Annotated in this window: 12 protein-coding genes; 7 read left to right on the top strand and 5 right to left on the bottom strand. The window is 41.5% G+C overall.

The window, feature by feature from the left end; genetic code table 11:
• Positions 1–11 precede the first annotated feature (11 nt).
• Positions 12–605 (bottom strand): TlpA family protein disulfide reductase, encoded by a 594-nt coding sequence (locus tag B3E92_RS05240; RefSeq protein ID WP_286895669.1) that lies wholly within the window; start codon positions 603–605, stop codon positions 12–14.
• A 15-nt stretch (positions 606–620) separates the two neighbouring features.
• Positions 621–1,364, bottom strand: coding sequence for an RluA family pseudouridine synthase (locus B3E92_RS05235; protein WP_046672902.1), 744 nt, complete (start codon positions 1,362–1,364; stop codon positions 621–623).
• A gap of 83 nt (positions 1,365–1,447) precedes the next feature.
• On the opposite strand from B3E92_RS05235, the gene panB reads away from it, so the two are divergent.
• The 6 genes from panB to B3E92_RS05205 all read left to right on the top strand — a co-directional run bounded on the left by panB (position 1,448) and on the right by B3E92_RS05205 (position 8,753).
• On the top strand, positions 1,448–2,263 hold the full coding sequence (gene panB / locus B3E92_RS05230; protein ID WP_286895667.1) for a 3-methyl-2-oxobutanoate hydroxymethyltransferase: 816 nt from the start codon (positions 1,448–1,450) through the stop codon (positions 2,261–2,263).
• Between the two features lie 6 nt (positions 2,264–2,269).
• Positions 2,270–2,872, top strand: a complete 603-nt coding sequence (locus tag B3E92_RS05225; RefSeq protein ID WP_070561128.1) for a hypothetical protein — start codon at positions 2,270–2,272, stop codon at positions 2,870–2,872.
• Positions 2,873–2,955: 83 nt separating this feature from the next.
• Entirely contained in the window at positions 2,956–3,108 is a 153-nt protein-coding gene (locus B3E92_RS05220; RefSeq protein ID WP_070561129.1) for a 30S ribosomal protein THX, read from the top strand.
• Positions 3,109–3,292: 184 nt separating this feature from the next.
• Complete coding sequence (locus B3E92_RS05215) at positions 3,293–4,354, top strand: efflux RND transporter periplasmic adaptor subunit (protein ID WP_070561130.1); 1,062 nt, start codon at positions 3,293–3,295, stop codon at positions 4,352–4,354.
• 6 nt (positions 4,355–4,360) lie between these two features.
• On the top strand, positions 4,361–7,444 hold the full coding sequence (locus tag B3E92_RS05210; RefSeq protein WP_204991110.1) for an efflux RND transporter permease subunit: 3,084 nt from the start codon (positions 4,361–4,363) through the stop codon (positions 7,442–7,444).
• 7 nt (positions 7,445–7,451) lie between these two features.
• Complete coding sequence (locus tag B3E92_RS05205) at positions 7,452–8,753, top strand: TolC family protein (protein ID WP_286895666.1); 1,302 nt, start codon at positions 7,452–7,454, stop codon at positions 8,751–8,753.
• A gap of 123 nt (positions 8,754–8,876) precedes the next feature.
• On the opposite strand, the gene B3E92_RS05200 is transcribed toward B3E92_RS05205, so the two are convergent.
• On the bottom strand, positions 8,877–9,143 hold the full coding sequence (locus B3E92_RS05200) for a hypothetical protein (protein ID WP_172462508.1): 267 nt from the start codon (positions 9,141–9,143) through the stop codon (positions 8,877–8,879).
• Positions 9,144–9,467: 324 nt separating this feature from the next.
• Here B3E92_RS05200 and B3E92_RS05195 point away from each other — a divergent pair, with 324 nt between their 5' ends.
• A complete protein-coding gene (locus B3E92_RS05195; protein ID WP_070561133.1) occupies positions 9,468–10,193 on the top strand; it encodes an acyl-[acyl-carrier-protein] thioesterase in 726 nt (241 codons plus the stop codon).
• 82 nt (positions 10,194–10,275) lie between these two features.
• On the opposite strand, the gene B3E92_RS05190 is transcribed toward B3E92_RS05195, so the two are convergent.
• Complete coding sequence (locus B3E92_RS05190) at positions 10,276–10,905, bottom strand: gluconate 2-dehydrogenase subunit 3 family protein (RefSeq protein WP_070561134.1); 630 nt, start codon at positions 10,903–10,905, stop codon at positions 10,276–10,278.
• Positions 10,906–10,924: 19 nt separating this feature from the next.
• On the bottom strand, positions 10,925–12,358 hold the full coding sequence (locus B3E92_RS05185) for a Gfo/Idh/MocA family protein (RefSeq protein ID WP_070561135.1): 1,434 nt from the start codon (positions 12,356–12,358) through the stop codon (positions 10,925–10,927).
• Between the last annotated feature and the right edge of the window lie 13 nt (positions 12,359–12,371).

The raw sequence follows: 12,371 nt of genomic DNA, 5'->3' as shown, positions 1-12,371 counted from the left end.
GATCTTAAAAATTATTTATTGATTAAATCTTGCATAAATTTGCCTACATCCGGACTTGAATAATCCGCCATACCTTCATGCCGTGTCGCGATCTTACCCGCTTTGTCCAATATTACCGTTGATGGAATCGGCCCCGAGAGCCATTCTTTTGGAATATCGCTATTTGGAAAACTAATTGGCAGGGTCAACTGCTGTTCTTTCATGAAAGCCTCAGCCTTAGCCCTGTCGCCTTCAATCTCCACAATTAAAAACACCATATTTGGGTCATCTTTATACCGCTCATAGAGTACATTGATCGAAGGCATTTCGGCACGACAGGGAGCACACCAAGTTGCCCAAAAATTAATAAAGACCACTTTTCCCTTCAGATCCGCCACCTTGATTGTTTCTCCCCGCGAATTGACAAAGGAGACATGATTGAATGAAGTCTCTGGAGCCCGCCCGTCGGATTCTTTAGTAGCTGAAACAAGCTCCAGTTTAGGGTTGAAAAAACCCAGTTTCATTAAAAATTGCTGAAAATAACTTCTACTTGTTGGCCAGATCAACAAACCGATGAGCAGTACAAATACAACGTTTCCGATGATGTTTCTTGTCTTTGGACTCATTAGGCAATCCAGGTATTAAGCATCGAACTTATCCAACAGCTTCAATAAGGTCGCAAAATCCTTTGGATAAGGTGCCTCAAAAGCCATCTTAACTCCATTCAACTCAAATTCAACCTGTTTTGAATGGAGCGCAAAACGTTTCATAATAGGCTGCTCCTCTTCATCTTTGGACAATGTATATCCCCTTTTCTTAATTTGGGACAAATACACAGGTTTACCGCGATACATGTCATCCCCCACGATAGCGGCATGTTGTGTCGCGAGGTGAATACGGATTTGGTGCATACGTCCTGTAATAGGTTTACATTCCACCAAAGTATAATTCTTATAGTATTTGATCGAATTGAAGATGGTCTCGGCCGGTTTACCGTTTGCACGGTCAATAGATACGTTTTTATTGCCCTGGTTCAAGATGGGTAAATCGACAAGCAAGTCCTGAAAAGTATGTGTACCTCCTATGACCGCATGATAAATCTTATTCACTTTTCTTTTTTCAAATGCAATGGAGATTGTACGGTATGTTTCTGGATTTTTTGCAATTAGTAAAATACCCGAGGTCTCTTTATCCAGGCGGTGGCACACCTGTGCATCAGGATGATATTTCTTCGCCAAACGAAGAATATTGACCTCCCCTCCCTCACGTTCATCTAACGAAGCGACAAACGGCGGTTTATTGATAACGATCAAATTTTCATCCTCATGGATGATTAATTCTGAAAATTTGGGGAATTTAAATAGACGAGTCTCATTTTGTATCATTCTGCAAAAATACAAAACACAAGGCAGAATATTGGTCAATGTATGATAAAAAGCTTACTTTTGAACACACAATATAAGTTAAGATGTCTGTAAACAAAGAAATGAAACGAGTAAGCACAGCAATGCTGCAAGCCATGAAAGAACGTCAGGAAAAGATTTCTATGCTTACAAGCTATGATTACTCCATGGCCAAAATGGTCGATCAAGCCGGTGTTGACGTTATTTTAATTGGAGATTCTGCTGCTAACGTATTCGCTGGCTACGAAACTACCTTGCCTATCACCCTAGATAATATGATCTACCATGCCGCTGCCGTTGCTAGAGGTACCCAACGCGCCATGGTATTGGCAGATTTGCCATTTGGATCTTATCAGGGCTCCGCCAATGAGGCTTACAATGCCGCTGTACGCATGATGAAAGAATCAGGTGCGCACGCATTGAAACTGGAAGGAGGTCTTGAAATCATCGAAAACATCAAAAAAATCATTGCCGGAGGCATCCCTGTATGTGGACACCTGGGCTTGACTCCCCAATCCATCAATAAATTTGGAAATTTTGGTGTGCGGGCGAAAGAAGAACAAGAAGCCGCTAAATTAATAGACGATGCCCTCGCTTTACAGGAGGCGGGCTGTTTTGCCATTGTTTTGGAAAAGATACCTGCAAAATTAGCTAAAACAGTTACCGAAAAATTGGTGATTCCAACAGTTGGTATTGGAGCTGGACCGGATTGCGATGGACAAGTCCTTGTGGTTAACGATATGCTGGGTATGAATGCTGATTTCAAACCAAAATTTATGCGTCATTTCGCTAATTTGCACGAACAGATCACAACTGCAGTAGCTCATTATGTGGCCGAAGTAAAAGCGGTACAGTATCCGAACGAAGACGAACAATATTAGAAAAATATGCGGTTTTTGATCATTGGACTTATTATTCTTATTGCTTATCTGGTGATACGCAAAAAATTCAATCTATTTGGGTTTACCGAGGATATGTCCAGAAATTTAAAATCAGGTTTTCAGTTGATTGAAGCTTCATCTCCGGTCATCCAGGCAAATCTAAAGAAGAGCGTTTCCAACGCCATGATGGGGGTTGTACTCATTTTGATCACCGTCTTGCTGTTCATGAAGATAAAAATTGTCCTGTTCCTGCTTCCGATTGCCTTTTTCCTGCTGGGTTATCTTTTTCTGTTCAACAACCACTTTAGTAAGCTCAAAAGCCAGCAAATCTGGTACAATGCCAAAACCAATGAAGTTTTTATTGAACAGCTCAAAGGAGAAAATTATGCTTTTAACATGTTTAAGGACATAGAAGCCGTTCAGAAAATCGAATCAATTCAAACGACCAAAGGTCTATTATACGGCTACTACCGTCTCAAGTTAAAGAACAAAATAGTAGAGATCCCCTATTTGGTCGCCGAAAACAAGCCGGTCAATAATTTATTTTTCGACACCATTAACCAAAATTTCACCATAACTGTTCAAAAACGTATTTTTCCAATCATTTAAAAATGAACAAATTGAATATCTAAAAAGAATGTGGTATATTTAGGTAATTAATAAAATTTGTTAAAACCAAAATATTTCACACTATGGGAAAAGGTGACATCAAGACCAGAAGAGGAAAAATATCGAATGGTTCTTTTGGAAAAAGAAGACCACATGTATCGAAAACTGCAATCAAGGCGGAAGTAAAACAAGAGGCTCCAAAAGAAGTCCAACCAAAAGCAAAATCAAAGAAATAGTAAACAGGAAGCTAGAAAGTTATTTCTAGCTTTTTTTATTTCCAACCATTCGCGCTCGTCCATTTCGCTGTCCATTTGCAAAGTTTTCGTGGTATTGTAAAATCCTTTTGACAACTGATATCGGCATAATAATAAACCTATATTTACCTGTTAAATGTAAAAAGTACATAAGAGACTATATCGTATGAATAAAAAATCGATCATTTACCTCCTTTTGGCCTGTGCTGTGTTTGGAGGTGGATACTTTCTGATAACTGCTAAAAAAGATAAAAAAGAAGCTGATAAGCCCAATGGAAAAAAAGATATGCCCGTCCCCGCACAGGCTATCATTGCCAAATCTTCCGTCGCCGATAGATCCATTAATCTCTCGGGAAGCATTGACGCAGAAGAGCAGGTTGAAATCAGAAGTGAAGTAAGTGGTCGAATCACCAAAATCTATTTCTCTGAAGGACAGCGCATCAAACAGGGCGAGCCCTTGATCAAGATCGATGATATTGAGCTGCAGGCACAATTAAGACAAGCGCAAACAACAAATCAGCTGAATGCCGAAAATGAACGTCGGGCCAAACTGCTGTTGCAAAAAGGAGCAATCAGTCAGGAAGAGTTTGATATTGCCAGTGCAGCCTTAAAAACCTCCTTAGCACAGATCCAGTTGATTCAGGCACAAATATCCAAAACAACCATCCGTGCCCCTTTTAGTGGCATGATTGGACTTCGGAACATTTCCGTAGGTGCCATTGTCTCATCCAGTACCTTGATTACAAATTTAGTGAAGGACAATCTTGTCAAAGTTACTTTTGCAGTGCCCGAAAAATACAGCAATATAGTTAAAATAAATATGCCCATTGAGTTCAGTGTAGCCAATGACCCAACGATCATTACAGCAAACATTTACGCTATTGAACCACAAGTATCACTTAACACCAGAACACTCACTGTCCGCGCCAGAGCAACGAACGATCAGGGCAAATTGAAAGTCGGATCTTTTGTCAATGTTATCGTGCCGATCGAAGTGGAAAACGATGCGATATCCATTCCTACAGAAGCTATTGTCCCCGTACAGGACGGAAAGAAGGTCTTTGTACTACAGCACGGCCTCGCCAAGGAAGTGAAGGTTGAAACAGGTGCACGTACCGACAAGGACATCGTTATTCTATCTGGCATCAGTGCCGGCGACACCGTTTTAACCACGGGCGTTCTGTCTTTAAAAGATGGAGCAAAAGTTAAGGTATCATTAGCTAACTAGTTGTACATGAATTTATCTGCAGTTTTTATTAAACGTCCTGTTTTAACTATTGTCGTCAATATTACCATCATCTTGTTTGGCTATATTGGTTTTAGTTTTCTGGGCGTACGCGAATACCCCTCCATTGACCCCGCCATTGTTTCTGTCAGAACAAATTATGCCGGTGCCAATCCTGATATCATTGAATCTCAGATTACCGAGCCACTAGAGAAGGCCATAAACTCGATCGATGGTATTCGTAACATCTCTTCTTCGAGTAACCAGGGATCCAGCAATATTACCATCGAGTTTGATTTAAAAAAGAACCTGGAGGAAGCCGCAAATGATGTCCGGGATAAAGTATCCCAAGCCGTCCGAAGCCTACCACAGGATATTGATGCTCCACCGGTGGTATCCAAAGCCGATGCGGATTCCGATCCCATTATTACGTTGACATTGCAAAGTGAGACACGCGACAAACTGTCGCTGAGCGACTACGCCGAAAATGTGATTTCTGAAAGGTTACAAACCATCCCCGGCGTCAGCAGCACACAGATCTATGGCCAAAAACGTTACGCCATGCGGCTATGGCTCAATCCCGACCGTATGGCTGCCTATGGCATCACTGCTTCAGATATTCGTACGGCATTAAATAATCAGAATGTTGAATTACCTTCGGGAAAAATTGTCGGAAACACAACCGAGCTCACCGTAAAAACTATAGGCAATCTGTCTACCCCCGAGCAATTCAACAACATCATTCTAAAAGCCGACAGCAGCCGTATCGTCAAGTTTACCGATATTGGTCGAGCCGAAATAGACGCTGAGAATCTCGAAACAAAAATGGTTAGTAATGGTAAACAGCTGGTCGGTATTGCCATTATTCCGCAACCGGGTACAAATTACCTCGATATTGCCAACAATTTTTATAAAATGCTCGATCAGATCAAAGAAGATCTGCCGCAGGATATTATACTCAACATCGCTTCTGATAATACGACTTTCATCAAAAAATCAGTTGAAGAAGTCGCCGAGACACTCCTGATTTCGATCATACTGGTCACCCTAATTATTTATTTTTTCTTTCGCGACTGGGGCATAGCGTTACGTCCTTTATTGGATATTCCGGTATCCTTGATTGCGACATTCTTTATTATGTATATTTTTGGTTTTTCCATCAATGTACTGACGCTACTCGCTATCGTACTCGCGACGGGGCTTGTCGTCGACGACGGTATCGTTGTTACCGAAAATATCTTCAAGAAAGTTGAAGAAGGAATGTCTCCAATTGAAGCCGCGCTAAAAGGGTCTAAGGAAATATTCTTCGCTGTTATTTCCATTTCAATTACACTTGCAGCGGTATTTTTACCGGTTATATTTCTTCAGGGCTTTGTGGGAAGGCTGTTCCGGGAATTTGGTGTCGTCATCGCCTCGGCTGTATTGGTTTCGGCATTTGTTTCCCTCACCCTTACACCGATGCTCAACGCTTATCTGATCAAAGGTGGTGGCCACAAAAAGACGAAGTTTTACGATTGGACAGAACCCATGTTTGTCAAAATGAATAAAGGTTATGCCAAGGCTCTGGAAAAATTCATGAAATTCAAATGGATAAGCTTTCCAATTCTGATCCTATGTTTTATCATTATTGGTATCCTTTTCTCCTCCATTAAAAAGGAAACAGCGCCTTACGATGACAGAAGTAACATCTCCGTCAATGTAACAGGCCCTGAAGGTGCCACCTATGAATACATGGATCGCTACATGCAGGAATTGGACAAATTGGTCTACGACTCCATTCCTGAAAACAAAATCAGTTTAAACATTACCTCTCCGGGTTTCGGCGCGAGCTCAGTCAACTCCGGGCGTATACGGATGACTTTGGTTGATCCTGGTGAGCGCAAAAAATCACAGGACGATATTGCCAAGGAGCTCACTAAATGGACAAAACAATACGATGCCGTACGCGTCAATGTTTCGCAAACGCCAACGATATCCATGAATCGAAGAGGTGGACTACCTGTTCAGTACATTATCCAAGCACAGAATTTTGAAAAACTTCAGGAAAAGATTCCCGAATTTATGAATGAGGTCAACAGCGATCCAGCATTCTCGACAACGGATATCAACCTGAAGTTCAACAAACCCGAACTGCATGTCGAAATTGATCGTCTGAAAGCACTTAGTCTGGGTGTTTCCGTACTTGACGTTTCACAGTCCCTCCAATTGTTGTTAAGCGGTCAACGTTTCGCCTATTTTATGCGTGATGGCAAACAATATCAGGTCATAGGCCAAGTTGAAAACGACCGTAGAGCTACGCCGACAGACCTTGCTTCAATTTATGTACGTAATAACATCGGTCAGCTTATCCAGTTAGATAACGTCGTAAGCGTCAGGGAAGAAAGCAGCCCACCCCAACTCTACCACAATAACCGGTACATGTCGGCTACAGTTTCAGCTGGCTTGGCGCCAGGCATGAGCATGAGCGACGGAATTGCAGCAATGGATCGCATAAAAGAAAAGGTACTCGACCAGAGCTTCACCACCGACCTTAGTGGTGAATCACGTGACTTCGTTGAAAGTAGCTCCAATACCTTATTTGCTTTTGGTCTTGCTTTATTGCTTATTTACCTGATCTTGGCAGCCCAATTTGAGAGCTTCCTCGACCCATTTATCATTATCCTTACGGTGCCTATGGCCGTTGCCGGTGCACTAATAAGTCTATGGCTATTTGATCAAACCTGGAATATCTTCAGCCAAATTGGAACGATTATGCTTATCGGTCTAGTAACCAAAAATGGTATCCTGATTGTTGAGTTTGCCAACCAAATGCGTGAAGAAGGGATGGAAAAATTTGAGGCAATTATGCACTCTGCCGAATCACGCCTCAGACCGATCCTAATGACAAGTTTAGCCATCGCCTTGGGTGCATTACCGATCGCCATGTCTCTTGGAGCTGCTTCGACCAGCAGAATTGGTATGGGGGTTGTTATCGTTGGCGGTACAATATTCTCCCTTATCCTAACCTTATTCATTATCCCGGCGATCTATTACATGTGGTCAAGACAAAAAAAGCATAGACCTGAATTTGATAACATTAAAAGCTACGAATAATAAAGACATGAAGAGAAATTTCATCCTATTAGTATTACTTTACTCCATCATGTTTCAAGCTCGAGCGCAAGAAGTACTGACTTTGGAAGATGCACTGAAAACCACGTTGAACAATAACTTCAATATTCTCCTGGCTAAAAATGACAATAACATTGATATGGAGAATACTAGTTTAGGAAGCGCCGGTATGCTTCCAGCAGTAACTGGAACGTTCAACAGAAGCAACTCCATCCAGAATTCCAGACAGGTCAGAGCAGATGGTCAAATACAGCAGATCTCCAATGCAAAAAACGACAACATGTCTTATGGAGTTAACCTAAACTGGACGATATTCGATGGATTGGGTATGTTTGCCCGTCGCGATCGCTTCAAAGAAATACAACGACAAGGGGAAGCGGAGATCAAATATCAAGTGATCACCCAGCTCAGCGAAGTCATGGCAACCTATTACAATCTGGTGCAGCAAAAGCGCCTGATAAACGCACTGGATACCACCATTACCTTATCGAGATACCGCGTCACGCTGGCCGAAAATCGCCTGGAGATCGGAAAAGGCTCCAAGCTTGATCTCCTGAATGCGAAAGTCGATTTAAATACCGATCAGACAAACTTACTCAGACAGCAGGAAAGCTTCAAAAATACCAAGACTTACCTCAATCAGCTGATGACACGCGACTTGAGCCTGGATTTTCAGGTTGAAGATGAAATGAAACTTGATACGGATCTTAAACTTGGTAATCTGATCGAAATTGCCGATCGCCAAAATCCACAAATCCAGCTCGCCATCATCAACAATCGGGTGGCCGAACTCAACTTAAAAGCAGTTAAGGCCGAACGTTATCCCAAAATTGGATTAAACAGTGGTTACAACTGGAACGAATCCCACTCCTCCCTCGGTTTCTCGACAGAAAATAAAAATAGAGGTCTTACCTACGGTGTATCGGCTTCCCTTAATATTTTCAATGGATTTCTTCAAAATAGAAACGAACGGATTGCTAAATTTCAGATTAAAAGTTCTGAGCTGCAGATACAACAACAAAAACAAGATATTCAGGCACAGGTCAGAACGCTGTTCCAAACCTACATCACCAATATGGAACTGGCTCATGTAGAACGGAAAAACGAGGAGCTGGCAAAAGAAAATTTAAACATCACCATGGATAAATTCCGTATCGGTACCATCACAACTTTGGAAGTAAGAACAGCACAGTTAAACTACATCAATGTAATGACTCGGAGCTATACAGCACAATATGATGCAAAGGTATCCGAAATAAGACTAAAAGAATTGACAGGCGAAACATACTAGAAATTTCTTTCAGCATGAGGTCCTCTTCATGAAGGGACAGGATTTTGAAGCGCTTTTCAGCAGCATCTATTCTTAAAAAGCGAAAGGCTCCTTAACTAAATGAGGAGCCTTTCGTTTGTCTATTTAATAGTCTATTGCTATAATAGATTTCAGTGGTATTAACACGCCACTTTTTATCTGAATATATCTATCGGTTAACGACCATACGGTGGTCTCGATACGCTTTGGTCCGGAATCAGTCTCAAAGGCGATTTCAGTTTTGGATTTAAACTCATTTCCCAACCGAAGTGCCCCTTTCAATTTATCCATAAAAGTCGCTGTCTTATCTTCACTCGCCGGGATAAATTTAAATTGAGGAATTTCCTCTTTAGCTATTAGTTCTCCAACCATAATACTAGCATTTAATGTGTAAATTATTGTTTTGCGCTATGCTACTCTTATAACGCTTTAAAGCCAATCTTATTTTATCTCTTTCTGCCATTGGCTTATTTAAATCTACCGATTCCCATGATAAAAATCAATTAAATCCTTGAAAACTATCATTTATTTTACAATAAAAAAACGATTGTACTTTGGACACACTACTCCCCTTTGAGGGTCACCGGCAGGCCCAAAAGGCATTTATAACGAGATATCTAAATATAGTGTCATTTCATTTTGAATTTATAGCCCAAATCATTCATATTACCTATTTTTGATCAAAACAATATGTAAATGGAAAAATCTGTTTTTGAAAAAGAGTGGGAAATTTATTTCACGCAATGCTATTCTAATGGCCGTATTCGTTTCTCCGATTTATCCAATATTCTGCAGCTTACCGCGGGAGAACACGCCAATGCTGTGGGATTCGGTTTTAAAGAAATGGCCAAACATAACCAAACTTGGGTACTTAGCCGCATACGTATAGAGATTGCACGATTGCCCAAATGGATGGACATCGTCAAGGTTAAAACTTGGATACAGGAATTAGAGGGCGCACGCTCAACACGGAATTTCGAAATTACCGTCAATGGACAGATCTATGTTACGGCAACCAGTTATTGGGCTGTCATCAATACCGTGAAGCGGAGCTCTGAAACACTCGCGATTTCCACCGAAAATTTTACCACCTATCCGGATCGTCCCGCAACACAACGGCCATTTTCAAAATTGGATATTTCCCAGACAGTCAAAAATCTTGATGAATATTGTGTTAAGCTCTCGGATCTGGATATTGTCAATCACGCCAACAATGTAAAATACCTGGACTGGTGTATGGACAGGTTGCCCATTGAGCTTGTATTGACCAATCAAATCAAATCATTAGAGATGAATTACCTGCGCGAATTACGCTATAATGATACTGTAGAGATTAATGGTGATGCGACAGATCAGGGTTACTTTATGACAGTGACCAAACAGCAGCGCATTCATTTTGCGCTGGCCATAGAAACAAAATAAAAAGGGAAAACAAGATAAGAACGCGAAACAATAAAAAAAGGGAGGCTACGGGCCTCCCTTTTTATCTTACATAGCGCATCGTTTATGCAAATGCTTTATCGCCTTTTTTGTAAGGAAGGTTACCATCAAATTTTCCCGGTATCTTCACAAAACGCAATGCTTTTGTACAACCCAGCTCCGAGTTAAAGAAACCGGTCAATGTCAATTGTTTGAACATCGTAAACCAATGTGGTGGATCGTTCTCAACATAATTGTACAATTGATTTTGTTTTTCTTTATTCTTCTCCAGAATATCCTTTTGATCTTCAGCTTGCTTTTTATTAAACTCGTTTGCTTCTTTATCCAAAGCAGCTGCAACAGCCGTTCTGTCTTCCGCAGAAAGCTCCAGGAATGGTTTTCCTTTCACCTCTTTTGCCTTATCATCTAAGCTCGCAAAACCAGTTAAAAATGCCTTTTGTTGCTTCTCCGTATAACAATCGCGAACCATGACCGGAATAAAACTTCCTACCCCTGCTTCTTTCGCACCCGGAGTTGCGGTAGCTGGTAAGATTGCTTCAGCCAAGTCACCTAATAAATCAGTTGTCTTCGCTTCAAATAATGCTTGCACATCTTTGGTTGCTGAGCGTGTACAACCTTCCAAAAATAAATTAGCGCCGATAACGGTACCTCCTAAAATTAAGGCAACTCGTTGTAATGCTTCTCTTCTATTCATACTACTAAATATCTTAATTTTAGAAATTATATTTCATTTCCCAACCTTGTCTGTAATTACGTTTTACATATTGATTGACGTTGTCAAAGTTGGTGACACGCATGTTATCGTTATCCCACAACAATTTCAGGTTACGTCCAGGGTATTTACCATCAATACGTAAATCAGCACCTCTGATTGCAAGGTTAGCCATCAATAAAGCTTCTGTCAACGGACCTGCTATTTCAAAAGGTGAACTTACTTCTTTCTTGCCGTATCCAGCCTGACAAGCTTCAACCCATTGTGCGTAGTGTCCACCTTCTTGTCCTGGTACACGGGCATATTTCTGTGCCACCTGCTCTTTTCTTGAAGTCGGCAACAAGCGTGCATTCTGGCCGTAGGTATCCGCAAGGATTTTACCTTTTGTACCTACAAGTAAGATACCGTTACCACCATCACCAAAAATTTCGTTTGGACCTAATTCATCCGGGCGAGCAGGCTGAATACCACCATCCATCCAATGTAAAGTCACCGGACCATTGGTACGTGGTGTTTTAGGGAATGTTAATGTAGCATGGCTCGATGGAGGACAGCTTTCAGGGAAATATCCACGTTTGAATTCATCCACATACACCGATCCTACAGTTGCCTGTACATCCTGTACATAAGTCAATCCCAAGGTACTGAAAGGAACTTCCAACAAGTGACAGCCCATATCGCCCAATGCGCCAGTACCATAATCCCACCAGCCGCGCCAGTTGAAAGGTACCAATTTATCCACATACTCTTTATAAGGCGCTGTACCTAACCAAAGGTCCCAATCCAATTCTTTTGGAACTTCGGCCTTGCCTGTAGGCCATGCAATACCTGAAGGCCATACCGGACGATCTGTCCAACAATATACCGTATGTACATCACCGATCAGACCTGCTTCGTACCATTCACGCACAAAACGTGGTCCATCATTCGATGCACCTTGATTTCCCATCTGGGTAACCACTTTATATTTTTTAGCTGCATGCGTCAACGCTCTCGCTTCCCATACATCGTGAGTCAACGGTTTTTGAACGTACACGTGTTTACCCAATTGCATAGCTGCAAGTGCCTGAATCGCATGTTGATGATCTGGAGTTGATACAGAAACGGCTTCTATACGTTTGTGCTCCTTATCCAACATCTCACGGTAGTCTTTGTAATACTTTGCTTTCGGGTAACGTTTCAACGCACCAGCTGCACGACGGTCGTCCACATCACACAAGAAAGCAAGATCTGCTTTTCCTGAATCATGGAATGCATTGATGTCACTAAAACCTTTACCTCCTACACCAATACCTGCTACTTGTAATTTGTCACTTGGAGCTGTAAAGCCATTTCCGCCCAATACATGGCGAGGGACGATCATAAAAGCCGCAGCAGCTGTTGCCGCGCTCTTTATAAAACCTCTTCTACTCGTCTTATTTGAGTTATTTTCCATTGTTATCAATCTT

This window comes from Sphingobacterium sp. UBA6317, from assembly GCF_002440385.1.
Classification (GTDB): domain Bacteria; phylum Bacteroidota; class Bacteroidia; order Sphingobacteriales; family Sphingobacteriaceae; genus Sphingobacterium; species Sphingobacterium multivorum.
The sequence above is the reverse complement of the archived record's forward strand: the minus strand, read 5'-3'. Positions and strand labels throughout refer to the sequence as shown.